General features: G+C 67.2%; 21 protein-coding genes and 1 tRNA gene. 3 read left to right on the top strand and 19 right to left on the bottom strand.

The genetic code is table 11. The features are described from left to right. Window position 1: 1 nt before the first annotated feature. Genes AC1D1A_RS05520 through AC1D1A_RS05510 form a run of 3 tightly spaced genes read left to right on the top strand, consistent with a single transcriptional unit; the run spans window position 2 to window position 2,831 of the window. Window positions 2-970 carry a branched-chain amino acid ABC transporter permease gene (locus AC1D1A_RS05520; RefSeq protein ID WP_223914177.1) on the top strand — a complete coding sequence of 323 codons (969 nt, stop codon included), beginning with the start codon at window positions 2-4 and terminating at the stop codon, window positions 968-970. Further along, window positions 967-2,061, top strand: a complete 1,095-nt coding sequence (locus tag AC1D1A_RS05515) for an ABC transporter ATP-binding protein (RefSeq protein WP_476856584.1) — start codon at window positions 967-969, stop codon at window positions 2,059-2,061. The genes AC1D1A_RS05520 and AC1D1A_RS05515 overlap by 4 nt, the downstream gene beginning before the upstream one ends. Further along, entirely contained in the window at window positions 2,058-2,831 is a 774-nt protein-coding gene (locus tag AC1D1A_RS05510) for an ABC transporter ATP-binding protein (RefSeq protein WP_230009341.1), read from the top strand. The genes AC1D1A_RS05515 and AC1D1A_RS05510 overlap by 4 nt, the downstream gene beginning before the upstream one ends. 544 nt (window positions 2,832-3,375) lie before the next feature. Here AC1D1A_RS05510 and AC1D1A_RS05505 read toward each other — a convergent pair. The 19 genes from AC1D1A_RS05505 to AC1D1A_RS05415 form a co-directional block, all read right to left on the bottom strand. Then, window positions 3,376-4,725 (bottom strand): ABC transporter substrate-binding protein, encoded by a 1,350-nt coding sequence (locus AC1D1A_RS05505; protein WP_476849104.1) that lies wholly within the window; start codon window positions 4,723-4,725, stop codon window positions 3,376-3,378. A gap of 318 nt (window positions 4,726-5,043) precedes the next feature. Beyond that, window positions 5,044-5,117, bottom strand: a tRNA-Leu gene (locus AC1D1A_RS05500). 32 nt (window positions 5,118-5,149) lie between these two features. Next, window positions 5,150-6,094: an N-acetyltransferase gene (locus AC1D1A_RS05495; protein WP_476947298.1), complete on the bottom strand. Its 945-nt coding sequence runs from the start codon at window positions 6,092-6,094 to the stop codon at window positions 5,150-5,152. A 125-nt stretch (window positions 6,095-6,219) separates the two neighbouring features. Then, on the bottom strand, window positions 6,220-7,722 hold the full coding sequence (locus AC1D1A_RS05490; protein WP_476856586.1) for an NAD(P)/FAD-dependent oxidoreductase: 1,503 nt from the start codon (window positions 7,720-7,722) through the stop codon (window positions 6,220-6,222). 38 nt (window positions 7,723-7,760) lie between these two features. Continuing rightward, window positions 7,761-9,173, bottom strand: coding sequence for a S8 family serine peptidase (locus tag AC1D1A_RS05485; RefSeq protein WP_476947297.1), 1,413 nt, complete (start codon window positions 9,171-9,173; stop codon window positions 7,761-7,763). A 66-nt stretch (window positions 9,174-9,239) separates the two neighbouring features. Beyond that, entirely contained in the window at window positions 9,240-10,199 is a 960-nt protein-coding gene (locus AC1D1A_RS05480; RefSeq protein WP_476887327.1) for a Ppx/GppA phosphatase family protein, read from the bottom strand. After that, window positions 10,196-10,858, bottom strand: a complete 663-nt coding sequence (locus AC1D1A_RS05475; RefSeq protein ID WP_476931528.1) for a DUF501 domain-containing protein — start codon at window positions 10,856-10,858, stop codon at window positions 10,196-10,198. The genes AC1D1A_RS05480 and AC1D1A_RS05475 overlap by 4 nt, the downstream gene beginning before the upstream one ends. Window positions 10,859-11,065: 207 nt before the next feature. Next, a complete protein-coding gene (locus AC1D1A_RS05470) occupies window positions 11,066-11,869 on the bottom strand; it encodes an FtsB family cell division protein (RefSeq protein ID WP_476856590.1) in 804 nt (267 codons plus the stop codon). Between the two features lie 86 nt (window positions 11,870-11,955). Then, window positions 11,956-13,236: a phosphopyruvate hydratase gene (gene eno, locus AC1D1A_RS05465; RefSeq protein WP_018774732.1), complete on the bottom strand. Its 1,281-nt coding sequence runs from the start codon at window positions 13,234-13,236 to the stop codon at window positions 11,956-11,958. Window positions 13,237-13,425: 189 nt separating this feature from the next. Continuing rightward, window positions 13,426-14,031: a MazG nucleotide pyrophosphohydrolase domain-containing protein gene (locus AC1D1A_RS05460; RefSeq protein ID WP_476871290.1), complete on the bottom strand. Its 606-nt coding sequence runs from the start codon at window positions 14,029-14,031 to the stop codon at window positions 13,426-13,428. A 121-nt stretch (window positions 14,032-14,152) separates the two neighbouring features. Then, a complete protein-coding gene (locus tag AC1D1A_RS05455) occupies window positions 14,153-15,319 on the bottom strand; it encodes an adenosine deaminase (protein WP_476947296.1) in 1,167 nt (388 codons plus the stop codon). 32 nt (window positions 15,320-15,351) lie between these two features. Further along, the gene (locus tag AC1D1A_RS05450; RefSeq protein ID WP_476871236.1) at window positions 15,352-16,086 is read right to left on the bottom strand and encodes a DedA family protein; all 735 of its coding nucleotides are present in this window, start codon (window positions 16,084-16,086) and stop codon (window positions 15,352-15,354) included. Window positions 16,087-16,242: 156 nt separating this feature from the next. Continuing rightward, entirely contained in the window at window positions 16,243-16,878 is a 636-nt protein-coding gene (locus AC1D1A_RS05445; protein ID WP_476856592.1) for a DedA family protein, read from the bottom strand. 178 nt (window positions 16,879-17,056) lie between these two features. Further along, window positions 17,057-18,388, bottom strand: a complete 1,332-nt coding sequence (locus tag AC1D1A_RS05440) for a thymidine phosphorylase (RefSeq protein ID WP_476856593.1) — start codon at window positions 18,386-18,388, stop codon at window positions 17,057-17,059. Then, window positions 18,385-18,789, bottom strand: a complete 405-nt coding sequence (locus AC1D1A_RS05435) for a cytidine deaminase (protein ID WP_230010838.1) — start codon at window positions 18,787-18,789, stop codon at window positions 18,385-18,387. The genes AC1D1A_RS05440 and AC1D1A_RS05435 overlap by 4 nt, the downstream gene beginning before the upstream one ends. A gap of 2 nt (window positions 18,790-18,791) precedes the next feature. Further along, window positions 18,792-20,108 (bottom strand): ABC transporter permease, encoded by a 1,317-nt coding sequence (locus AC1D1A_RS05430; RefSeq protein ID WP_223914190.1) that lies wholly within the window; start codon window positions 20,106-20,108, stop codon window positions 18,792-18,794. Further along, window positions 20,105-21,505: an ABC transporter permease gene (locus AC1D1A_RS05425; protein WP_476947295.1), complete on the bottom strand. Its 1,401-nt coding sequence runs from the start codon at window positions 21,503-21,505 to the stop codon at window positions 20,105-20,107. The genes AC1D1A_RS05430 and AC1D1A_RS05425 overlap by 4 nt, the downstream gene beginning before the upstream one ends. Continuing rightward, window positions 21,498-23,189 carry an ABC transporter ATP-binding protein gene (locus tag AC1D1A_RS05420; protein WP_476947294.1) on the bottom strand — a complete coding sequence of 564 codons (1,692 nt, stop codon included), beginning with the start codon at window positions 23,187-23,189 and terminating at the stop codon, window positions 21,498-21,500. The genes AC1D1A_RS05425 and AC1D1A_RS05420 overlap by 8 nt, the downstream gene beginning before the upstream one ends. 163 nt (window positions 23,190-23,352) lie before the next feature. Further along, window positions 23,353-24,459, bottom strand: a complete 1,107-nt coding sequence (locus AC1D1A_RS05415; protein WP_476849114.1) for a BMP family lipoprotein — start codon at window positions 24,457-24,459, stop codon at window positions 23,353-23,355. Window positions 24,460-24,572: the final 113 nt, after the last annotated feature.

Raw genomic sequence — 24,572 nt, 5'->3', positions numbered from 1 at the left:
CATGGACTTCGGATTCATATTTTCCAGCGCCGCCGGCGAACTTTTCAGCCCGACGACAGCTGCCTACGCCCTGGCCACCCTCGGCCTCGCGGTTCACTTCGGCTACACCGGCCTGCTCAACTTCGGCCAGGCAGGCTTCATGGCAGTGGGGGCCTACGGCTTCGCCATCTCCACACTGACGTTCCATGTGCCGTTCTTCGTCGGGCTGCTCATCGCCGTCGTCGCCTCCGCCATCTTCGCCCTGCTGCTGGGCATCCCGACGCTGCGGCTGCGGGCGGACTACCTGGCCATCGTGACCATCGCGGCGGCCGAAATCGTGCGCTACATCGTCACGACCAACCAGCTGACCGCCGTCACCGGCTCGGCCAACGGCCTGGCCGCCTTCGAGGGCGATTTCTACGCCATGAACCCCTTCCCGCCGGGGACCTACGTTGGCATGAACAACCGCGACTTCTTCATCCGGGTGGTCGCCTGGGCAGTCGTGGCCCTCTTCTGCACCCTGGTCTGGCTGCTGATGCGCAGCCCCTGGGGCCGGGTACTCAAGGGCATCCGCGAGGACGAGAACGCCGTCCGCTCGCTCGGCAAGAACGTGTACGCCTACAAGATGCAGTCCCTGATCATCGGCGGCGCGCTCGGTGCCCTGGCAGGCATGATCTTCACGATTCCCCGCGGCGCGGTGCAGCCGGCCAACTACGGCACGGAATTGACGTTCTTCCTCTACACCTGCCTGCTGCTCGGCGGGCTCGGCACTGTGCTCGGCCCGGTGGTCGGCGCGATGATCTTCTGGGTGGTGCTCTCGCTCACCCAGGGCATCCTCTACGGCCTGATCGAGTCCGGCACCATCACGTGGCTGAACACGGTCCAGGCCGGGCAGCTGCGTTACATCCTGGTCGGCGTGGCGCTCATGCTGCTGATGATCTTCAGGCCCCAGGGCGTTCTCGGCAATAAGAAGGAGCTGGCATTCGCATGAGCATTCCAAGCGAAGAGTCACGGGACGAACCCCGCACGTCGGAAGAGATCGACTACATGACGGACAACCGTCCGATCGCCGCCGGCGAGATCGCGCCCGGTTGCAAGAAGCGTGATCCGATCGTGGTGGCAGAAAACGTCACCCGCACCTTCGGCGGCATCAACGCCGTCGACGTCCAGTACCTCGAGATCCCGCGGCACAAGATCACCGCGCTGATCGGCCCCAACGGCGCCGGCAAGACCACCTTGTTCAACCTGCTGACGGGATTCGATACCCCGAACTCGGGTACATGGCAGTTCGAGGGCAACAACATCGCCGGCGTCTCCTCGTACAAGGTTGCCCGGATGGGGATGGTGCGCACTTTCCAGCTCACCAAGGTCATGGGCAAGCTCACCGTCATGGAGAACATGCGCCTCGGCGCCTCCAGCCAGTCCGGGGAACGGCTGTCCAAGGCTTTGTTCAAGGGCATCTGGGGCGGCCAGGAAAAGAAGATCACCCAGGAAGCCAACGTGCTGCTGGAGAAGTTCAAACTGGACGCCAAGAGGGACGACTACGCGGCGTCACTCTCCGGCGGGCAGCGGAAGCTGCTGGAAATGGCCCGCTCCCTCATGGTGCGGCCCAAGCTGGTCATGCTCGACGAGCCGATGGCCGGCGTTAACCCGGCGCTGACGCAGTCGCTGCTGGACCACATCAAGAACCTCAAGGCCGAAGGCATGACGGTTTTGTTCGTCGAGCACGACATGAACATGGTCCGCCACATCGCCGACTGGGTGGTCGTGATGGCAGAGGGCAAGATCGTGGCCGAAGGGCCTCCCGCCGAAGTCATGAAGAACCCCGCCGTGATCGACGCCTATCTCGGCGCCCACCACGACGTGGATCTCGGCGACGCCGAGGGCATCAAGGAACTGGCCGCGGAGCTGGTCGCCGACGAGGAATCGATTGTCGGCACTGAAAACGCCGGCATCATCTCCGCCGACGTCCTCGCCACCGAGGCGGAGGAGGCGGCGAACGGGACGACGCGCGGCCGCCGCAGCGCCGGAGAGCCGAACCGCGCCGAAGAGCCAAACCGCACAGAGAAGGACAAAGAATGAGCGCCACCAGCGCGGCACCGGCCGCCCAGCCCGCCTTCGATGGCGACTCGGTCGTGAAGGTCACCGATCTGGTGGCTGGTTACATCCCCGGCGTCAATATCCTCAACGGCTGCAGCATCGAGGCCCGCAAGGGTGAGCTGATCGGCATCATCGGCCCCAACGGCGCCGGCAAGTCCACGCTGCTGAAGGCCATGTTTGGCCTGGTCAAGGTCCACTCCGGCTCGGTGGTGGTCCGCGGGCAGGACATCACCGGGCTCAAGGCCAACAAGCTGGTCAGCAAGGGCGTCGGCTTCGTTCCGCAGAACAACAACGTGTTCGCCGCCCTGACCATCGAGGAAAACATGCAGATGGGCATGTTCCAGCGGCCCAAGGACTTCGCCAAACGGTTCGACTTTGTCTCCGAACTGTTCCCGGAGCTCGCCAAACGGCGCGCCCAGCGTGCCGGCTCGCTCTCCGGCGGCGAACGCCAGATGGTCGCCATGGGACGGGCCCTCATGATGGACCCGGCCGTTCTGCTGCTCGATGAGCCCTCCGCGGGCCTCTCCCCTGTCAAGCAGGATGAGACCTTCCTCCGGGTCCACGAGATCAACCGTGCCGGCGTCTCCGTCATCATGGTGGAACAAAACGCGCGCCGCTGCCTGCAGATCTGCGACCGCGCCTACGTGCTGGACCAGGGCAAGGACGCGTACACCGGTACTGGCCGGGAGCTCATGAAGGATCCCAAGGTCATCCAGCTCTACCTGGGGACGCTCGCAGACACTGTCGAATAGCGCTTCGGGCAGTATCCCCACAGGGGCCGTCACCAGCCGGTGGCGGCCCTTCTGCGTGCCCGGTGCCTGCTACAACAGTCCGTGGCCCCACGGCATCTCCAGTCGCCTCCGGCCGCCCCCGGCCGCCCCCGCAGCCACTTGCTCGGCCTCCGTCGCCCTTCGGTTGAGCCACGTTTTCGCGGCGGTTTCGGACCGGCGCACCTCGGATCCGCGCCGCCCTCGTCCGAATCCGCAGCGCGAATCCGGTTCCGCAGCCGCCGCGCGGCCACGGCAGCCCTTTCCCCGAACCTCGTGGCTGCCAAGGCACCTCGGATGTCGACACCACGACGCCGGCCCCTCCTGGCGTCCTCATGTCCTGTTTTCGCACCGGCTCCGGACCGGCGCACCTCGGATCCGCGCCGCCCCTGTCCGAATCCGCAGCGCAAATCCGGTTCCGCAACCGCGTCCGGTTCCGCGGTCCTGACGCTCCGCCCCCGCTCCCCCGCACGCAAAAGACCCCCGTCCGGACTGGACGGGGGTCTTTTGTTAGTCGAGGGGAAGCGGCTTACAGCTTGCCGAATTCTTCCTTGACCGGCTTGTAGGTGTTGTCATCCTGGTACTCGTAGATGCCGATGTAGGCTTCCGTCGGGTCGCCGGCGTCGGAGAACGTTACGGGGCCGGACTGGCCGTCGTAGTCGATGTCCTTACCGTTGCGAAGCAGGGTGACGCAGCTCGGGAAGGTGTTGCACTTCTCCCCACCCTCAGAGACGTCCTTCAGGTGCGCCGCGATGTCGGTGCCCTTGGTGCTCTTGGCTTCCTCAGCCGCCAGTGCGATCAGGTTCACTGCGTCGTAGGACTCGCCGGAGTAGCTGTAGTCCTTCAGCGCCGGGTCAATCGCCAGGAGCTTCTTCTTGAAGTCCTCCTTGGCGAAGGTGCCCGGGATGGTGCCCTGGGCGCCCTTCAGGGTTCCTGCCTGGAAGTCCTTGCTGTAATCGGACATGTTGCCGTCCACCATGAAGATCTGGGTCGGCTTGACGCCCTTGCCCGTCATCAGCGGAACGATGCTCTTGGCCTGGTCGAAGGTGATCAGGGCAATGGCATCCGGCTTGGCGGCCAGAACCTTGTCCACCTGGCTGCTGAACTGGGAATCGCCTTCATTGAACAGCTCCTGGGCAACAACCTTGCCGCCGGCCGCCTCGAAAGCTGCCTGGACGTTCTTAGCAAGGCCGGTTCCGTAGGCGTCGTTCAGGACGATCATGCCGACCGTCTGGGCGCCACAGGTGGCCATGTAGTTGCCGAGGACCTTGCCCTGGAGCACGTCCGAGGGCGCGGTGCGCCAGTAGAGGCCCTTGTCATCCCACGCCGTGAAGTCCGGGGAGGTGTTGGCCGGGGAGAACTGGACGACGCCGGCACCGGTGATCTGGTTGATCACGGTCTTGGAGACACCCGAGGAGGCGGCGCCGACGATTGCGCTGACGCCCTGTCCGAGCAGTGCCGTGGTGGACTGGGTGGCGATGTCGGTCTTGGTGTCGCCGGAGTCACGGTGGATGACCTCCACCGGCTTGCCCAGGACGCCGCCGGCATCGTTGACCTCCTTGATGCCGAGGTTGACACCTGCAATTTCGGGCGGGCCGAGGAAGGCCAGCGAACCCGTCGTCGGYAGGAGCGAGCCGATCTTCAGGGGCGTGGGGGTGGTGGTGGCCGAGGCGGGCACAGTGCCCGTTTCGCCGGCGGCGCTGGTACCGCCACCGGTGGCGCTGGGTGCCGGGCACGCGATTCCCGCGGCCGCGGCTGAGCTGGATCCCGACGAACTCGGGGCGGGTGAACCGCCACAAGCCGTAGCCAAAAGGGCGACGCCGAGGCTAAGCACGGTGAGCTTAGCGACGCGGGGCGCAACCCGGGGGAGTGAAGTCATGTACAAGCTCCTCGATCTAAAGGTGCGAACGGCCTTTGACGCGAAAGATCAGGTGTTCCTGATTCCACTTCAAGCTAGTGCAATTTCGACGTGAAAATAAGTGACTACGGTCACATCCTTATAACACTCGTTGCATAGAGGAAATCTGGACGGTTTGCGGCGGCTGTTTTGTCGGGGGCGACGGCCCGGAACGGCTGCCCGGGTCAGGCGACCCCGAGGGCAAGCACGTGCGTGGGACAAGCCCGTGCGAGGGGCCTGGGAACGCCGGGGGTCAGGGCCACCCGGCTGTCGGGCGCCGCAGGGCGGCGCGCAGCTCAGTGCCCCAGGTGGGACTCGAACCCACAACACGCGGATTTTAAGTCCGCTGCCTCTGCCAATTGGGCTACTGGGGCGCCCGGTCAATGGTATCCCGTCGCCGGGCGGATCAGCCCGCGAATGGCCCCGCGTAGCGGAAGGTGCCGCTCACGCCGCCGGGCCAGACGGCGAGCGGCAGCAACTGGAAGTGCGCGGCCCAGCCTGCCTCCGGCGGCGCCACCCCGAGCGAGGTGGACGGAACAAAGCCGAAGCGGGAGTAGTACTCGGGGCTGCCCAGCAGGGCTATCCCCCGCTCCCCCGCGGTGTTGGCCCGCGCCACGGTCTCGTTCATGAGCGCGGTGCCGATGCCGTGGCGCTGCAGCCGCGGCACCACCCCGATCGGCCCGAGGCCGAGCAGCTCCAGACCGTCCACCCACCCGCGGGTGCTGATCACATGCCCCACGATTTCGCCGTCGAGTTCGGCCACGATGCTGAACGCCGGCAGGTATTCCTGGCACTCGAACAACCGCGCCAGCAGCTTCACTTCCTCGGGTTCGCCGTCGACGTGCTCTCCGGTGGCGGGCGAGATGGCAAACGCGGCGGCGGTGAGGGCGAGGATGGCTGGACGGTCCGCCGGTTCCTCGCTGCGCAGCACGAGTTCCGGTGCCGGTTTGTGCACCCCGTTGGCCGCGACGAGCTCGTGCAGTACCTCCAGCGCCCGTTCGGTGTCCGCCACCGGCACCAGCAGATGGTCATGGTGGAAGCCGGCAAGGACGTTGCAGCTGATCTTCGCCTCGGTCAGGGCCGCGCTGACGGCTGCCGTGAGGCCGATCGCCTCAAGCGAAGAGTGCACCTGGAGCGTGATCCAGGCCGCGACGAAGTCGTAGGAGAGCCCCAGGCTGTCCGCTTCGTTCCGCGGCAGCACGACGGTCAGCCCTTCCGCCTCACGGACGGCGGCCGCAATGGCCCCGGCCAGGGGCTTGCCGTGCGGCCACAGGGCGTAGACGTATTCGCCCTCGCGCAGTTCGGGGTGCATGGTGGCCAGGAGGGCGTGCAGGTCCTTTTCAGCTGTCATGGAGCCAGTCTAGGCGGGGGTCCCGCGCTCCTGCCCGCTCCCGGCGTCCTGGGGCGGCTGCCCGCCACGAAAACGGCGGCCGCTCCCCCTGGGGGGAACAGCCGCCGTCGAAGGCTCGGATCAGGCTACTTGGAGTCGGCCGGAACAGCTTCCTTGGTGTCGTTCTTGGCAGTGTCGTTCTTGGCAGTGCCACTCTTCGCGGCGTCGTTCTTGGCAGCATCCGCAGGCGTGCCGGCAACGGGAGCAGCGGCAGGCTTCGGGGCCGGCGTCGCTGCGGCCACGAAGGCGCCGCGCGGGTTGTCCAGATCCATCAGCTGCGTGGTGTCGCGGCCCAGGAAGAAGGCCCAGATCCAGCCGGAGATCACGCGGATCTTGCGCTCCACGGTGGGGATGGCCATGCCGTGGTAGCCACGGTGTGCCAGCCAGGCCAGCGGGCCCTTGAGGCCGATGCGGCCAAGCAGGTTGATGTTCGCCACGCCCTTCCATTCGCCGAAGCCGGCGACGGCGCCCAGGTTCTTGTGCTTGTAATCCTTGAGCGGCTTGTCCCAGCGGGAGGCCCACAGGTTCTTGGCGAGGCGCTTGGCCTGGCGCAGCGCGTGCTGCGCGTTCGGCACGCACGTGCCGTCCGGCAGGCCGCTGCCCGTGAGGTCGGGGACGGCAGCGACGTCGCCGGCGGCCCAGGCGTTCTCGATGATGCCCTCGTCGCCTGCGATGCGCAGATCGGCCAGGACGCGGACGCGGCCGCGCGGCTCGAGCGGGAAGTCGGTGGAGCGGACCATCGGGTTGGCCTGCACACCGGCAGTCCAGACCAGGGTGTCGGTCTCGAATTCCTGGGCCGGGCTCTTGTCCGGGAGGTTGATGAGCTTCAGGGAACCCTCGGCGTTGTCGAGGGAGGTGTTCAGCAGGACCTCGATGCCGCGGCTGCGGAGGTGTTCGACGACCCATTCGGCCTGCGATGCCGTGACCTCGGGCATGATGCGGCCCATCGCCTCGACCAGGACGAAGCGGACTTCCTCCTGCTTGATGCGCGGGTTGTTCTTGACCGCGGCGCGGGCCAGGTCTTCCATTTCGGTGATGCACTCGATGCCGGCGAAGCCGCCGCCGACGACGACGAACGTCAGGGCGCGGGCGCGCTCAACGGGGTCCGTCATGAGGGAACCGGTCTCGATCCGCTCGAGAACCTTGTTGCGCAGGGCGACGGCCTCTTCGATGGTCTTCAGGCCGATGCCCTTGTCCGCGAGGCCCTTGATCGGGAACGTGCGGGTGATGGCGCCGGCGGCAAGCACGACGTCGAAGTACGGAATCTCGAAGGTGTGGCCACCGTCGGAGGGTGCGACCACTGCCGTGCGGTTGGCGTGGTCGATCGAGGTGACGCGGCCCTGGATGAGTTCCGTCTGCTTCAGGTGCTGGCGGTGCGAGACGACTGCGTGGCGCGCCTCGATGTTGCCGCCGGCAACTTCCGGCAGGAAGGGCTGGTAGGTCATATAGGGCAGCGGATCCACGAGGGTGACGATGCCACCAGCATTCGCGATCTTTTTCTGAAGTTTGAGGGCTACATACAGGCCGACGTACCCGCCGCCGACGACGAGTACCCGGGGACGGTCCTGGAGCTGAAGGGAGGATGCCATATCTCAAGAATACAGTAGTTTGTGAAAACCTTCACTAACTATGACGGCTTGCTGGAGTCCACCGGATTGACGGCCTCGGGTTCGGCCTTGCCGGTCCCGTCCGGGCCGTCCGGGCCGTCCTTCGGCGGCGTGCGCATGGCGGCCCGCAGCTGGAACGCGGCGGCCACAACGATTCCCACGAGCAGGGCTCCGAAGCCCAGGACCACCGCGGCCGGCACGGCACTGTCCAGCTGGGACGGCTTCTCCGCGACGGGCACGGTCGCTTCGGGCAGGGTGGGGGCAGCGCTGGAGGGCGCGGGCTCCGCGGCAGAGGCAGTCGTGGCGAGGTTTCCGCGCCGGTGAACCCGGATCCAGTCCGAAATGGACCCCAGCGGATTGACTTTGGTTTCCGGGACATCGGCCTTGAGTGCGGCCTCGGCGTTCAGCACGCCGAAGCCGTAGAGCGGATCCTTCCCTGGCGCCCCGGCGTCCTTGGCCGTGGTGACGATCCGGTTGATGACCTGACTGGCGGACATTTCGGGCCATTTGGAGCGAATCAGGGCCGCGACGCCGGACACGATGGGCGTGGCTCCGGAGGTGCCGGCCCAGTCGGCGTAGCCGCCGCCGGGCAGGCCGCCAACCAGATCCTCGGCGGGAGCTGCGACGCCGATGCTGATGCCTTGGGAGGAGGAGTCGATGCTGGCCGCGCCCGTGCGGTCCAGGCCTGCAACCGTCAGGACGCCGGGGATGGTGGCCGGGGCGCCGACCTGGACGTTGCCGCCCACCCGGTTGCCCGCGGCGGCGACGATCACGACGTCCTTCTGTTCGGCGTAGAGGAATGCCGCGTCCCAGCTCTGCGGCCATTCCGGCGACGTGCTGCCGAGGGAGATGTTGATGACGCGGGCGCCGTTGTCCACGGCCCAGCGCACTGCCTCCGGGATCTGGTCCTGGTCGCTCTTGCCGCCCGGGTTGGCGGAACCGAGCCAGGTGGAGACGGACAGCAGCTGCGCTTCCGGGGCGACGCCGACAACCCCGTCAGGTCCAGCGGCCGGGCCGGCGGCAGGGCCAGTTGCGCTGGCGCTCGGTTTGGCGGTCGCTTCGGGCGCTTGGTGCCCCCGTCCGGCCAGCATGGTGGCCACGAGCGTGCCGTGTTCGGGTTTGGCGCCGATACTCTCCTGGCCGTTGGCCTTGCCGGCGCCGGAAATGTCCGCGCCGCCAGCGAGCACGCCGCCCAAATCCGGATGCCGGCCGTCCACGCCGCTGTCAATCACGGCGACCTTGACCCCGGCTCCCTTGGAAACGTCCCAGGCTTTGATGATGCCGGACTCGGCGAGCCAGTATTCCTTGTCCCGCCAGGAGTCGGCGTGGGCGGGTGCGGCCAGGGTCAGCGCCGCCGTGGACGCTCCGCCGGCGAGGGCCAAGGCCATCAACGCGGAGGCGGTCCGGCGGCGCCGGGCTGTTGCTCTGGTCATTCAGGTCCTATCGGCGGATGCACCAGCGGCACGGGCGCGCGCTGGGGCACGGCTGCTGGGGCGGGATCATCGGATGCTGAGGGCAATTCCGTCAAGAATATCGTGTTCGCTGCTCACGGCCGTGGTGATGCGCCCGCCGGTGACCTCGGCCAGGCGCTGCAGGACCCGCCGCCAGACCAGTCCACCGGCGCCGATCACGTCCACCCGCCCGGGGTGCATGTAAGGCAGCGCGGCCCGCTCCTCCCGGGTCATTTCGAGCAGCTCGGTGCAGGCTTTCCGGACCGCGTCCAGGTCCAGTTCGGTGCCGTGGATCGCGGCCGGTGAGTACTCCGGCAGGCGCAGCGCGTGCGCCGTGATGGTGGTGACGGAGCCGGCCACGCCGACGACGGCGGTGGCGCGTTCCAGCGGAACGGTTTGTGCCGCCTCGCTGATGGCGGCGTCGACGTCGGCCTCTGCCGCTGCGATCTGATCCGCTGTGGGCGGATCGCTGCGCAGGTGCCGTTCGGTCATCCGGACGCAGCCGACGTCGACCGAGCGGGCCGCGATGACGCCGTCGGCGTTGCCCAGCACGAACTCCGTGCTGCCGCCGCCGAGGTCCACCACCAGCACGGGGTCCTGCCCGCGGGAGGGCAGGACACTGCTGGCGCCGGCGAAGGACAGCGCGGCTTCCTCGTCGCCGGTGATCACCTCGGGTTCGACGCCGAGGATGTCGCGGATGCCGTCGACGAAAACCTGGCGGTTGCGGGCATCGCGGGTGGCGGAGGTGGCCACGAAGCGCACTTTTTCGGCGCCGTGCTCGCGGATGAGGGCAGCGTAGTCCCGGGTCGCGGCGAAGGTGCGCTCAAGCGCTTCCTGGGCCAGTTCACCTGTGGAGTCCACGCCCTGGCCCAGCCGGACCACGCGCATTTCCCGCACGATGTCGGTCAGCCGCGGCGTGGCCGGCCCTGTTGCGCCGCCTGCGCTCACATCTGCGATCAGCAGGCGGATGGAGTTGGTGCCGCAGTCTACGGCCGCGACCCGGGTCACTTGGACTCCCCCGTGCCGGTGGTACCGGCCGTCTCAGCAGCACCGGCGGCGGCGGCCGTGTCAGCGGCGCCGGCGCCGGCGGCGTCGACGCGGGACTTGCGGACCGGTGCGGGCCGACCCACGATCTCCGGCAGGCCTTGGGGGCCATGGCGGCTGAGGTCCCGGGACGGGGCCTCCCCGCCGGTGTCCCAGGCGCCTTCGCAGTAACAGCGCTCCACGGTCCACCATTCGGCGATGGCCGCGATCGATTCATCGCCCAGCGGGTTCACGCCCGGGCCGGCCGCCAGCGAATGCCCCACGAGGACGTGCAGGCATTTGACGCGGGTCGGCATTCCGCCGGCGGAGACGCCGTCAATTTCGGGAACGGCCCCGATGCCGGAGCGCGCGCCGATCTCGGCACGGGAGGCCAGATATGCCTCGTGGGCGGACCGGTACCGGGCCGCGAGGCCGGCGTCGGCAGCGAGCCGGTCGTTCATTTCGTTCATCAGCCCGGCGGCCTCCAGCCGCGATACCGCCGACGTGATCACCGGGTGGGTGAGGTAAAACGTGGTGGGGAACGGCGTACCGTTGCTGAGCCGCGGCGAAGTGGCGGCAACGAGCGGGTTTCCGCAGACGCAGCGTGCCGGGATTTCGACGACGTCGCGCACGGGCCGGCCCAACTGGCGGCTGAGGACCTCGAGATCGTGCGGCGACGGCTGGCGGGAGCCCTCCGGGGCGTCTGCCCTGTGCCGTGGTGCCGGGGCCTTGGCCCCGTCGTTGTTCTCGGCTGCTCGGTTCTGGTCCACTCGGTTCTCGTCCACGGGAGTGGCACCTTCCTGCCCTGTTCCGGATTGTCCGCGGGACAATCCCGGCGGCGGGCGCCGCTTCTAGTCTGTTGCCGATCGCCTGATGGACTCCCAGAGGGCGTCCACCCAGGGCAGGTTGGCCGGGTCTTGTGCTGATGCTGCACCCGCCGCGCCACCGGACTGCGCGGCAGGAAGATCGCTGCCGAATACCCAGTAGCCCGTCTCTCCGGGCATAACCATGTTAATGCGGTCGCGGGCCTGCTGTTTCACATAGTTGGGATCCTGCCACCGCGACACCTGGCGTTTGAGGTCCTCCTGCTTCGTCTGCTTGGCCGCAATATCGGCCTGCAGCGCCGCGATTTCGGCGCGTTTGTCCAGGAAGATCTTGACCGTGGGGGCCAGCAGGATGGTGATGGCAATCATGACGACGCCCAGGGCCAGCAGCCGGCCCGAGAACGCCTTGGCGGGCACGGGGTCCAGGGATTCGTCCGGACCCCCTGCGGCGGTCCGGTTCTGAGTCTTGCCGCCGGCCTTGCCGCCGGCCTTGGCGCCGGACTTGCCGCCGGACTTGGCGCCGGCCTTCCCGGCCGCCGGGCGGGTCTCGGGCTTTGCCGGTGCTCCTGCCGGGGCTGTTGCGGGACGGGCTCTGGCCGCAGATCCGGCGCCGGTGCTGCCCGGGGCCGGCTTGCCTGTGTGAGCTGACACCCGTGGCGGGGCAGGCGCAGCGCCGGCCGGCGCCGCCGCGCCGCTGCGGGCGCCGCCAAAGTCCGCCTGGATCACCTCGCCGCCGTCGGCTGCTGCCCCCAGACCCGTGGCCGCAGGCTTGGCAGCAGCAGCCTTGGCGGCAGGCGTAGCCCGGGGAACATTGGGGCGTCGGGTTGCCATGTCACTCCTTCAAAAACGGACCAAAAAAAGAACCGGTGGCCATGGTCTTTCAACCATAGCCACCGGTTACCGGTTTTCGCGGCTAACTAGCCCTTGAAACGCGGGAACGCGCTGCGGCCGGCGTACCGTGCGGCGTCGTCGAGTTCCTCTTCGATGCGCAGCAGCTGGTTGTACTTGGCCACGCGCTCGGAGCGTGCCGGGGCACCGGTCTTGATCTGTCCCGCGTTGGTGGCAACGGAGATGTCAGCAATGGTGGTGTCCTCGGTTTCGCCGGAGCGGTGTGAGGTGATGGTGGTGTAGCCGGCACGCTGGGCCAGGGAAACGGCGTCCAGGGTCTCGGTCAGGGAACCGATCTGGTTGACCTTGACGAGCAGCGAGTTCGCGGTCTTGGTGTCAATGCCGCGCTGCAGGATGGCCGGGTTCGTGACGAAGAGGTCATCGCCCACGAGCTGGACCTTGTCGCCGATGGTGTCGGTGAGGGTCTTCCAGCCTTCCCAGTCGTTCTCATCCAGCGGGTCCTCGATGGACACGAGCGGGTAGTCGGCCACGAGCTCGGCGTAGTAGGCGCTCATCTCGGTGGCGGAAAGTGCCTTGCCCTCGAACTGGTACGCGCCGTCCTTGAAGAACTCGGAGGAGGCGACGTCCAGGGCCAGGGCGATGTCCTTGCCCGGGGTGTAGCCGGCGTTCTTGATGGCTTCCTGGATCAGGTCCAGGGCGGCACGGTTGGACGGCAGGTTCGGCGCGAAGCCGCCCTCGTCACCCAGGCCGGTGGACAGGCCCTTGGCCTGCAGGACGGACTTGAGGTTGTGGTAGACCTCGACGCCCCAGCGCAGGCCTTCGGAGAAGGTCTCGGCGCCGATCGGGACGATCATGAATTCCTGGATGTCCACGTCGGAGTCGGCGTGCGAGCCGCCGTTGAGGATGTTCATCAGGGGCACGGGCAGGACGTGCGCGTTGGGCCCGCCCAGGTACTTGTACAGCGGCAGGTCAGCGGAGGCGGCGGCGGCGTTGGCCACGGCCAGGGACACGCCCAGGATGGCGTTGGCGCCGAGCTTGCCCTTGTTGGGGGTGCCGTCCAGGTCGATCATGGCCTGGTCGATGCTGCGCTGGTCGGTCGCGTCGAAGCCGGTCAGGGCCGGGGCGATCTGGTCGATGACCGCGTCGACGGCCTTCTGGACGCCCTTGCCGAGGTAGCGGCCCTTGTCGCCGTCGCGAAGTTCAACGGCCTCGTGCTCGCCGGTGGAAGCGCCGGAGGGAACTGCTGCGCGGCCGATCTGGCCGTCCGAGAGCAGGACTTCAACTTCTACGGTCGGGTTGCCACGGGAATCGAGGATTTCGCGGGCGTGGATGGCATCGATAAGCGCCATGGATATGCTCCTTTGGGTGAAGCGATCTGCAGGGAATCTGACTGCTTGGACTCTGGCTGTACATCAAGCGGAAAAGCCGACGTCGTCGTCGCTACTAGCGTAGTCGAGAGCGGGATAAGTTACGGAAACCTATCCAATCCCCGGACGTCATGATGGTGCCGCTACCGTGCCGACTCTAGTCTGCCAGCGCTATTGTGCCGATGGCCGGGGGCCGGTGCTGTCCTGGAACCGGCGCAGGGCGCCGCGGAGGGCGCGTTCGGCGTCGAGCCCGCCGGCCCGGGCAGCGGCCACGATCCCGAACAGCAGGTCGCCGAGTTCCTCCTCGGCGGCCGGGAGGTCGACGGCGGTTCGGGCGGCGGTTTGGCCGGCGGCCGCTGCCATACCCGCGCGTTCGGCGCGGTCCAGGAGCTTTTGGGCCCGCGCGAGGGCCGGCAGCGCGGCGGGAACCCCGTCGAAGACGTGGCCACGTTCGGGCCTCTCGGCCTTCTTGACGGCGTCCCATTTCAGGACGATCTCCTCCACCGTTGCCGGGAAGGAATCCTGCAGCGAGCCGTCGGGCCGGAACACGTGCGGGTTGCGCCGGATCATCTTGGCCTTCAGGCCCCGGGCGACATCGCCCAGGTCAAAGGCGCCGCGTTCCTCGGCGAGCCGGGCGTGGAGCACCACCTGCAACAGGACGTCCCCCAGTTCAGACTGCAGTTCCGCGTCGCCGGCGCCGGTCTCGATGGTCTCGGCCACTTCATAGGCCTCCTCCAGGAGGTACTCCACGAGGGACTCGTGGGTGAGGGCACCCATCCAGGGGCAATGCTCGCGCAGGGCCGCTATCAGCCCCAGCAGCTCCCCGACCTCGCAAGCTCGGCCAGGGACCCCTGCCGCTGTGGGCCCAGCGAGCCCCTGGACGGGTGATGTGTCCTCGTTAGCCAAGATCGGAGTAGGCCTCGTTGATGTATTCGACCAGGGCTTCCTTCTCTTCGAGCGGCAGGAAGGCGGCCTCGGCCGCGTTCAGCGTCAGCTCCAGCAGGTCATCGAGGTCGTAGTCGAACGTTTCAACCAGGAGTTCGAACTCGTCGGTCAGCGTCACGCCGCTCATGAGCCGGTTGTCGGTGTTGATGGTGATGTTGAAGCCGAGCTGGTAGAGCATGTCCAGCGGGTGGCTTTCGATGCCCTCACCGAAGCCGGCAATGGCGCCGGTCTGCAGGTTGGAGGAGGGGCAGATCTCCAGGGCGATGCCACGGTCCCGCACCCAGCTGGCGAGCTCGCCCAGGGTCACCATGCCGATGGTGTCGTTGACGGAGTCGTCGAAGCCTTCGGCGTCGCCGGCCTCTTCGTCCTCTTCGAATTCGATCGTGACGTCCTCGGCGATCCGGACGCCGTGGCCCAAGCGCAGGGCCCGGCCGTCGACGAGGGCCGACTGGATGCTTTCCAGGCCGGCGGCTTCGCCGGCGTGGACGGTGGCCGGGAAGTTGTGCTGGGCCAGGTAGGTGAAGGCGTCCTTGAAGCGGGACGGCAGGAAGCCGTCCTCGGCGCCGGCGATGTCGAAGCCGACGGCACCGTTGTTGCGGTGGCGGACGGCCAGTTCGGCGATCTCCTGGCCGCGGTCGGCGTGGCGCATGGCGGTGATGAGCTGGCCCACCTGGATATCGCGGCCGGTCTCTGCCACGGCGTCCACTCCAGCTTCGAGGCCGGCCTGCACGGCTTCGACCACGTCGTCCAGGCTCAGGCCCTTCTGCAGGTGCTGTTCGGGCGCCCAGCGCACCTCGCCGTACACGACGCCGTCGTCGGCCAGGTCTTCGACGAATTCCTTCGCGACGCGGAACAGGCCCTCCTTGGTCTGCATCACGGCGATGGTGTGGTCGAAAGTCTCCAGGTAGCGGACCAGGGAGCCGGAGTCGGCGGATTCCCGGAACCACTCCCCCAGTGCAACGGGGTCCGTGGACGGCAGCGTGTGGCCGACGGCCTCAGCAAGTTCAATGATGGTGGCCGGCCGGAGTCCGCCGTCCAGGTGGTCGTGAAGGGAAACCTTGGGAAGGCCCTTCAGGTCGAAGTCGAGGTCAGGGGCAGCGTCAGGAATAGTCTCAGTCACGTTCCAACCATAGGGTCGCCGGGCGCCGGAAGCTACTTTCCGGACGCTCCGGACTCAGCGGACGGACCGGCCAGCATCGTGCCGTGCAGCTCGGAAGCACGCTCACCGGAGGCGGGTTCGGTGGCGTATTCGGTCTCGGAGGGGACCGGACTGGTGTCGTGGCGGCCCAGGCGCTTGTGCCACCAGCGCAGGAGATGGTCGATGAGGACACCGAGCACAATGGCGAATACCACCGCGATGCCCGCGCTGAGCAACGGGTTGTGGTGCAGCCACGGGAAGGAACTGGCCAGGACGCCGATGCCGATTGAGTAGGCCACCCACGTCAGGCAGGCAAAGCCGTCAAGGAAGAAGAACCGGCGGTGCGGAAACGCCGTCGTGCCTGCCACGTAGTTGACGGCGACACGGCCCCACGGAATGTACCGGGCGGTGAAGATCAGGACGGCGCCGCGCTTTTCAAGTTCGTAGTGGGCCCAGCCGAACACCTTTTGGACCTTCGGTTTGCGCATCCAGCGGAACCGCTCGAGGCCAATCTTGCGGCCCAGCATGTAGGCCATGTTGTCGCCGGCCATGGCTCCCACGAGGGCGGTGAGGCCCAGGATCCACAGGTTGGGCTGGCCGCTGTGCACGGAGTACGCCGCCAGGGCAACGATCAGGGTCTCGCTGGGGACCACCATCGCGAAGCCGTCCACGAAGAAGAAAACCAGCAGGAGGGGGTAGATCCACCACTGGCCAGCGGCATGGAGCACGGCCTCGTTAATGAACTCCATGCAGGTGGTGCTCCTTGATGACTGGGAACGGACAACTAAGCCGTATCGTACTCGCGATGACAGTGGGTAGAACCATGGACGAAACTTTGCACGACGTGCGGCCAACAAACGTGACCCAAATCGCTCCTAAGTGTCCCATGGGCGGGCCCAATCCGCCTAGGACTCGGCGGGCGGCACGGAATGCGTCGGTTCCTCCGGTGCGCGGCCGCGCACCCTGCTGATCACACGGTCCAGGACGACGCCCAGGACGATCGCGCAGACGATGGCAATGGCCGCGCCCAGCACGTGGTTTTCCTCAAACCACGGACCAACAGTCAGTCCGATCCCCACCGAGTAGCTGGCCCACAGCAGCGCCGAGAGCACCGTCAGACTGACGAATCTGCGCCACGGGTAGTGCGTGGCGCCGGCGGTCAGGTTTACGGCCACCCGCCCGATCGGGACGAAGCGCGCCACAAGGATCAGTGAGGCAGGCCGTTTCCGCAGTTCCCGGCCGGCCCAGCGGAAGGCCGCCTGCATGCGCGGGCCGCGCTGCCACGCCCAGCGCCGGATTCCGGTCCCGCGGCCGATCAGGTAAGCCATGTTGTCGCCCACCAGGGCCCCTGCGGCAGCCGTTGCGACCAGGAGCAGAGGGTTGGGGACGCCCGCAGTGGCGGCGACTGCAGCCAGGCCCACCACCACCGATTCGCTCGGAATCGGGGGGAAGAACCCGTCGATCACGCAGCAGGCGAAAACCAGGACGAGGACCCAGGGTTGCCCTGCGGCGGCGAGGATGAAGTCATTGATTGCCTGCACAGCTTCCTAACGCGCGGCGGGGCCAGATCTATCCAAGCGCAGGCTCGGCCGGAGCCGGGCCTGCGCTTGACGGGTACTGCTGTGGAGTCAGTGTAACGCCGGCTCCGGCCGCCGCTGCCCTCTCCCGTACGGCTGTTATCCCCAGGGTTTGGGCACCGTAAGGGATAGGGCAACGGGCTTAGGCGATGCGGTCGATGATGAGCTTCTGGGCGGGCCGGGAGCCCTCGGGGGCGATCACGGCGGCGTGTTCGAGCGCTTCCTTGGCACGCTCGAACTTCTCCGGTGTGTCCGTGAGCAGGGTCATGAGCGGTTCGCCTGCCTTGACCGTGGCGCCGGGCTTGGCGTGCATCCGCACCCCGGCACCGGCCTGGACCTGGTCCTCCTTGCGGGCGCGCCCGGCACCGAGCCGCCAGGCAGCGACGCCGACGGCCATCGCGTCGAGCTCCACCAGGACACCGTCGGCCGGGGCGTAGATGACCTCGGATTCCTTGGCGACCGGGAGCTTGGCGCGCGGGTCTCCGCCCTGGGCCTCGATCATCCGGTTCCAGACGTCCATGGCCCGGCCGTCCCGGAGTGCTGCCCGGGGATCGGCGTCGCGGATGCCGGCGCACGCCAGCATTTCCTCCGCGAGCCGGACGGTGAGTTCGACGACGTCGTCCGGGCCTCCGCCGGCGAGGACCTCCACGGATTCCTCGACCTCGATCGCGTTGCCCGCGGTCAGGCCCAGCGGCGTGTTCATGTTGGTGAGCAGGGCCACCGTGTTGACGCCGGCGTCCTTGCCCAGGGCCACCATGGTTTCGGCCAGTTCGCGGGCGCGGGCCTCGTCCTTCATGAACGCGCCGCTGCCCACCTTGACGTCGAGCACCAGCGAGCCGGTGCCTTCGGCGATCTTCTTGCTCATGATCGAGGAGGCGATCAGCGGGATGGCCTCCACGGTCCCGGTGACATCGCGGAGCGCGTAGAGCTTCTTGTCCGCCGGGGCCAGCCCGGCGCCGGCCGCGCAAATGACCGCGCCGACGTCCTGGAGCTGGGCCATCATTTCCTCATTGCTCAGGGCCGCACGCCAGCCCGGGATGGCCTCGAGCTTGTCCAGGGTGCCGCCGGTGTGGCCGAGGCCGCGGCCCGAGAGCTGCGGCACTGCCACGCCAAACACCGCTACGAGCGGAGCCAGCGGCAGGGTGATCTTGTCCCCGACGCCGCCGGTGGAGTGCTTGTCCGACGTCGCCTTCACGCCGCCGTCGGGCCGCCGCAGGCTGGAGAAGTCCATCCGCTCGCCGGAGGCGATCATGGCCGCCGTCCAGCGGGAGATCTCGGCCCGGTCCATGCCGTTGAGCAGGATGGCCATGTTCAGGGCGGCCATCTGTTCGTCGGCGATGGCGCCGCGGGTGTACGCGTCGATTGTCCAGTCGATCTGGGCCGGGCTGAGCACACCCTTGTCCCGCTTGATGCGGATGATGTCGACGGCGTCGAACGCTTCACTGTTGTTGGGGTTCTGAGTCGTTTGTGTCACCGGGGTTCCTCCAGGTGTTGGGGGCCAAAGGCATCGGGAAGGACCTGGTCCATGGTCTTGATTCCCTGCGTGGTCATGAGCTCCATGTCCGGAGCCCGGAATTCGTAGAGCAGCTGGCGGCAGCGCCCGCACGGCATGAGGACATTCCCGCCGGCGTCGACGCAGTAGAAGGCGCGCAGCCGTCCCCCGCCGGTCATCTGCAGGTTGCCCACCAGGGCGCACTCGGCGCACAGGGTCAGCCCGTAGCTGGCGTTTTCGACATTGCAGCCGCTGACGATCCGCCCGTCTCCGGTGAGGGCCGCGGCCCCCACCGGAAACTTCGAATACGGCGCATAGGCGTTCTTCATGGCGGACACTGCCGCGGCTTCGAGTGCAGCCCAGTCGACGTCGATGCTGTCCATTCTCAGCCCTTGATGTACGGTATGCCGTCAGCGGCCGGGGGCCGGGAGCGGCCGACGAGCCCGGCCACGGCAAACACGGTCACCACGTACGGCAGCATGGCCATGAACTGGCTCGGCACCGGGGTGCCGATGATCGTCACGATGCTCTGCAGGTTGTCGGCGAAGCCGAACAGCAGCGCGGCGAAGAACGCCCCGATCGGGTTCCAGCGGCCCAGGATCATGGCGGCGAGGGCAATGAAGCCGCGCCCGCCGGAGATTTCCTTGGTGAAGCTGTCGATGGCCACGAGGGTGAAGAACGATCCGCCGATCCCGGCGACGGCGCCGCCGAGCGTGACGTTCCAGAAGCGGGTCGCGTTGACCTTGATGCCCAGGGTGTCGGCCGCCTGCGGGTGCTCGCCCACGGCACGGACGCGCAGGCCCCACTTCGTCTTGAACAGTGCGACCCAGATCACGATGACTGCCACGTACATCAGGTAGCCCACCACGGACTGTTTGAAGAGGATGGGCCCGATCACGGGGATGCTGGACAGGACCGGGATATCGATGATGGGCAGCTCGGCGGGCGAGTTGTACTTCTCCGGATCGGACTGCATCACGGTGGTGAACAGGAAGCCGGTGAGCCCGGAGACCAGGACGTTGAGCACGACGCCGACGATGATCTGGTTGACCACGTACTTGATGCTGAACACTGCCAGCACCACCGACACAAGGGCGCCCGCCACGGCCGCCGCAAGCAGGCCCAGGTAGGGGTTGTGCGTCAGGCTGGCGACGAGCGCGGCCGTGAAGGCACCGCCCAGGAGCTGGCCTTCGATGGCGATGTTAACGACGCCGGCGCGTTCGCACAGCACACCGGACAGGGAGCCGAAGACGATCGGCACGGCGAGGGTCACGGATCCGGCGATGAGGCCGGCCAGCGAAATACTGGGGGTCCGGGCGCCGCCCACCACCCAGATCAGGAAGGCGACCACGAACACGACGGTGAACACGGCCGGCACCCAGCGCGGGGGCCGCCGGTTCGCTCTCGCCTTCAGGACCAGGGCGTAGCCCGCGAGGCCCAGCAGGATCAGGGAGAGCACCATGCCGGACAGGAATGCGGGTACTTCGATCGCCGGGAGCTGGAAGAAGTCTCCGCTGGATGAAACGCCGAACTTGGCGTTCGCCTGCGGGCCCAGCAGTCCGAAGAAGATGAACGCTACGGTGGCCAGCACCGCAAGCGTGACCGGCAACTTCCAAGTCACGGGCTTGGCGGACACCGTCGGCCTGTGGTTCTTCTCCGGCTGGGGTTTTCCTTCAACGGGCGAGGTTGCTGTTGTGCTCATGCGGCACCTCCGGTGGTTGCGGCCTGCTTGGTTTTGCCGGCGGTCGCGGCCTTCTTCTTGCGCGGGTTGAGTCCGAAGATCGCCCGGACCAGCGGCGGCGCCGCGATGAACAGGACGATGAGTGACTGGACCACGAGCACGATGTCGATCGGAGTTCCGGTCTGGATCTGCATCTGGACAGCGCCTGCGCGGAAGGCCCCGAACAGCAGGCCGGCGGCGAAGGTGCCCCATGGCGAGGACCGACCCAGCAGCGCGACCGTAATCGCGTCAAAGCCGTAGGTTGCCGCGACACCGTCGGTCAGGACCTTTTCGGTGCCCGCCACCTGTGCCACGCCGGCCAGGCCGGCCAGGCCACCGGCAATGGTCATCACCAGGATGGTGGCCCGGGAGACGTTGATGCCGGCGGTCAGGGCTGCCTTGGGGTTGGCCCCGACGGCACGGAATTCGAAACCGAGCGTGGAGCGGTTCAGCAGCCACGAAACAAACACGGTGGCCGCGATGGCCAGCAGGAATCCCAGGTGCAGCCGGTACTGGCTGCCGAAGATCAGCGGGTACGCGGCACTGGGGTCCACGATGGGCGATATCGGTGTGTCCGCCCCCGGACGCTGGAACAAGTCCGTGTCGAGCAGGTAGCGCAGGAAATAGAGTGCGATGTAGTTGAACATGATGGTCACGATGACCTCGTGGGCGCCGGTCCGGGCTTTGAGCACGCCGACGATGCCGCCCCAGACGGCGCCGCCGATGACGCCGGCCATCAGGACCAGCAGCAGGTGTATCCCCAGCGGCAGGTGCAGCGCGAAGCCGACCCATGAGGCGAGGATGCCGGCCATGATGATCTGGCCCTGCGCACCGATGTTGAACAGGCCCGCGCGGAAGGCCAGGGCGACGCCGAGGCCGGCGGTGATCAGCGGGGTGGCGATGGTCAGCGTCTCCATGAGGGGGGCGAACTGTCCGGCCACGCCGTTCCCGCGGGGGTTGAAGACCGCGCCCTGGAAGAGCGCGACGTACGAATCGGTGGCGGCGGACCAGACGGCGATGAGGAAGTCACTGGGCCGGGCAAAGAGATAGCCCGCCGTGGTGCCGACCACCTTGTCCGTCATGGCGATGAGCAGGCCGCCGAGGATCAGTGCGAGCAGCACCGCCAGGATGGTCACGATGCCGTTGCCGGTGAAGATCTTGCGCAGCAGCGACTCCTCTTCCGGGGCACCCGGAAGAGCTCCGCTCTGGGTCGAGACCGGAACGGCCGATGGCTGGTGGGCGCCGCCCGCGGTGTCCAGCGAGGTGACGAAGTCTGCATCGTCCTCGAGCGGTTCAGGCTCCACGTCGGTGGCCTGCGATGCCGGAAGCCGGTCCGGGTCCGGTGCGGCCGCGGACCGCGGCTCGGTGTTCTCACTCATGGGGGTCTCCTACGGCGCCGGAGCCGGGCTCCTGCACGGACGGGGCGGCGGGGGCCGGGTTCATGGCCGGCTTCGTTGCGGGGTTTTCGGCCGGGGTGCCGGCCGGGGTTTCTGCTGCGTTCGCGGCCGGGTTTTCAGAAAGGGATCGGGCCGAGTGCCTGCCTGCGGCGTCGGTCTGGGCCTCGTCCGGGGAAACGCCGGCCATCATCAGACCCAGGACGTCACGACCGGTGCCGGCCGGGACGATCCCGACCAGCCGGCCCTTGTACAGCACGGCGATCCGGTCGGCGAGTTCAATCACCTCGTCCAGTTCGGTGGAGACGATCATGACGGGCGTGCCGTGGTCCCGCTCCGCGACGATCCGCTTGTGCAGGAACTCGATGGAGCCCACGTCCACGCCGCGGGTGGGCTGGGAGGCGATGAAGAGCCGCAGCGGCCGGGAGAGCTCCCGGGCCATGACGACCTTCTGCTGGTTGCCGCCGGACAGGGTGCCGGCTGCCAGTGAGCCGGACGGGGTGCGGACGTCGAATTCCTCGATCCGGGTCTTGGCGTTCTCCAGGACCTTGGCCGGGCTCATGCTGATGCCCTTGGCGAACGGCGCCTGGTCGTAGCGGTCCAGGATCAGGTTCTCGGCGATGGAGAACGTGCCAATCAGCCCGTCGAGGGAGCGGTCCTCCGGGACGAACCCGACGCCGGCGTTGAGGACCTCCTTGACGCTGCGGCCCACGAGTTCTTCGCCGTCGAGGGTGATCGAGCCGTGGACCCGCTCGTGCAGGCCGAGGATGGCTTCGGTCAGCTCGGTTTGGCCGTTGCCCTGGACGCCGGCGACGGCGAGGATCTCGCCGCGGGCGATTCCGAAGCTGATCCCGTCCACCACGTGCTGGCCGTTGGGGGCGATGACCGTGAGGTCCTTGACCTCGAAGGTGGTCTCCTGCGGATTCGCGGGAGCCTTGTCCAGGGTCAGGCTCACGGCCCGGCCCACCATCATGGAAGCCAGCTCGGTGGTCGAGGCGCCGGGATCGGCCGAGCCCACTACCTTGCCGCGCCGGATGACGGTGATGGTGTCCGAAACGGCCTTCACCTCACGCAGCTTGTGGGAAATGAAGACAATCGAGGTGCCGTGGCTCTTGAGCTGGCGCATGATGTCCAGCAGTTCATCGGTGTCCTGCGGGGTCAGCACGGCCGTGGGCTCATCGAGGATGAGCACCTTGGCGTCGCGGACGAGTGCCTTGATGATCTCCACGCGCTGCTGCACGCCCACGGGGAGGTCTTCGATCAGCGCGTCGGGGTCGACGTCGAAACCGTACCGGTCCGAGATCTCCCGGATTTTCCGGCGGGTGTCATCCAGGTCCAGGAATCCGCCGGTCTTGGTGGTCTCCGCTCCAAGGGCAACGTTCTCCGCGACGGTGAAGACGGGGACCAGCATGAAGTGCTGGTGCACCATGCCGATGCCGGCCGCCATGGCGTCGCCGGGGCCGCGGAACGTGACCGGTTTGTCGTCGATTAGGATTTCGCCCTCTGTGGGCTCGTACAGTCCGTAGAGGACGTTCATCAGCGTGGACTTGCCAGCGCCGTTCTCACCGAGCAGACAGTGGATCTGCCCGGGTTCAACAACCACATCGATGTGATCGTTCGCTACCAGGGAGCCGAAGCGTTTGGTAATGCCCTTGAGTTCAAGTTTCAAAACTCTGACCAATCTCGAGGTGTCCAGACGGCTTGGGCCGGACGCGTAGGGGCGCTGCAGCACCAGCTTAGTGCCTGGGATCTGAGGCACTAAGGGCCGCAACGAAAAGCGCCACAGCCCGTGCGGTGGTGACCGGACGGGCCGTGGCGCTTAGCGGAGGAAGTTAGGCTTTCGGGCTGGCTGCGGATTCAACCTTCAGCTTGCCGTCGGCGATGTCCTTCTTGATCTGGTCCAGGTCGGACTTCAGTTCGGCCGGAACCTGGGAATCCATGTCGTGGAACGGGGCAAGCTGGACGCCGTCGTTCGCGAGGGTGCCAACGTACGGCTTGTTGGTGAACTGGCCGTCCTTGTCCTGCTTGACGACCGTCTCGACGGCCTCGCCCATCTGCTTCATGACGGAGGAGAGCATGATGTCCTTGTAATCCGGTGCCGTGAGGTAGCCGTCGGAGTCAACCCAGATGAGCTTGACGTCCTTGCCTGCTGCCTTGGCTTCCTGCAGGGCCGCGCCGGCACCCTTGCCGACCGGACCGGCGACGGGCATGACGATGTCTGCGCCCTGGTCCAGGAAGTTCTGGGTGAACTGCTTGCCCTTGTCCTGCTTTTCGAAGTCACCGGTGAAGGAGCCGTCCTGCTTGGCCTTGTCCCAGCCGAGAAGCTTGACGTCCTTGCCCTTCTTCTCGTTGTAGTACTTCACACCGTCGGCGAAACCGTCCATGAAGATGGTGACCGTGGGGATCTTGATGCCGCCGAACGTGGCGACCGTCCCGGTCTTGGTGGTGCCGGCTGCGAGGTAGCCGGCCAGGAATGCTGCCTGGGCGGTGTCGTAGATGATCGGCTTGACGTTGGCGACCGGGGTGTCATAGCCGAAGTCGATGATGGCGAAGTGCTTGTCCGGGTTCGCGGTGGCCTGGGACTTGGTGGCGTCGCCGAGCAGGAAGCCGACCGTGATGGTCAGGTTGCAGCCGGCGGAGACCATGGCGCGCAGGTTCGGTTCGAAGTCGTTGTTGGTCTTGGACTCGGCCTGGTTCATCTCGATGCCGAGATCCTTCTTGGCCTTCTGCAGTCCCTCGTAGGACGACTGGTTGAACGACTGGTCATCGAATCCACCCGAGTCGGACACGATGCAGCCCGTGTAGTTGCTGGCGGTGTTGGTGGCGGTGCTGGCCTCCGGGGCAGCTCCGCAGCCGGTCAGCAGGAGTGCAGCCGCGCCCGCGGTGGCAACGCCGGCCATTGATCCGCGCTTAAAGGTGGCACGCAGAGAGTTCTTCAATTTTCCTCCAGGAAGAAAGAGTAGGCGCTACGACGGAAGTTCAATGAGTGTCTGTCTGCGGTGTTCCGCTGATCTCTGTTGTCACTGATGGATTTCGCAGCACTGCGCCGAGG

Source organism: Arthrobacter sp. P1_B9 (assembly GCF_056406495.1).
This window is presented reverse-complemented; position numbering and strand designations above follow the sequence as displayed.

Excerpts from the sequence above, each read along its gene's own strand:
- AC1D1A_RS05520 (WP_223914177.1), top strand. The coding sequence starts at position 2 with ATGGACTTCGGATTCATATTTTCCAGCGCCGCCGGCGAACTTTTCAGC.
- AC1D1A_RS05515 (WP_476856584.1), top strand. The coding sequence starts at position 967 with ATGAGCATTCCAAGCGAAGAGTCACGGGACGAACCCCGCACGTCGGAA.
- AC1D1A_RS05510 (WP_230009341.1), top strand. The coding sequence starts at position 2,058 with ATGAGCGCCACCAGCGCGGCACCGGCCGCCCAGCCCGCCTTCGATGGC.
- AC1D1A_RS05495 (WP_476947298.1), bottom strand. The coding sequence starts at position 6,094 with ATGACAGCTGAAAAGGACCTGCACGCCCTCCTGGCCACCATGCACCCC.
- AC1D1A_RS05490 (WP_476856586.1), bottom strand. The coding sequence starts at position 7,722 with ATGGCATCCTCCCTTCAGCTCCAGGACCGTCCCCGGGTACTCGTCGTC.
- AC1D1A_RS05485 (WP_476947297.1), bottom strand. The coding sequence starts at position 9,173 with ATGACCAGAGCAACAGCCCGGCGCCGCCGGACCGCCTCCGCGTTGATG.
- AC1D1A_RS05470 (WP_476856590.1), bottom strand. The coding sequence starts at position 11,869 with ATGGCAACCCGACGCCCCAATGTTCCCCGGGCTACGCCTGCCGCCAAG.
- eno (WP_018774732.1), bottom strand. The coding sequence starts at position 13,236 with ATGGCGCTTATCGATGCCATCCACGCCCGCGAAATCCTCGATTCCCGT.
- AC1D1A_RS05460 (WP_476871290.1), bottom strand. The coding sequence starts at position 14,031 with ATGGGTGCCCTCACCCACGAGTCCCTCGTGGAGTACCTCCTGGAGGAG.
- AC1D1A_RS05450 (WP_476871236.1), bottom strand. The coding sequence starts at position 16,086 with ATGGAGTTCATTAACGAGGCCGTGCTCCATGCCGCTGGCCAGTGGTGG.
- AC1D1A_RS05435 (WP_230010838.1), bottom strand. The coding sequence starts at position 18,789 with ATGGACAGCATCGACGTCGACTGGGCTGCACTCGAAGCCGCGGCAGTG.
- AC1D1A_RS05430 (WP_223914190.1), bottom strand. The coding sequence starts at position 20,108 with ATGAGCACAACAGCAACCTCGCCCGTTGAAGGAAAACCCCAGCCGGAG.
- AC1D1A_RS05425 (WP_476947295.1), bottom strand. The coding sequence starts at position 21,505 with ATGAGTGAGAACACCGAGCCGCGGTCCGCGGCCGCACCGGACCCGGAC.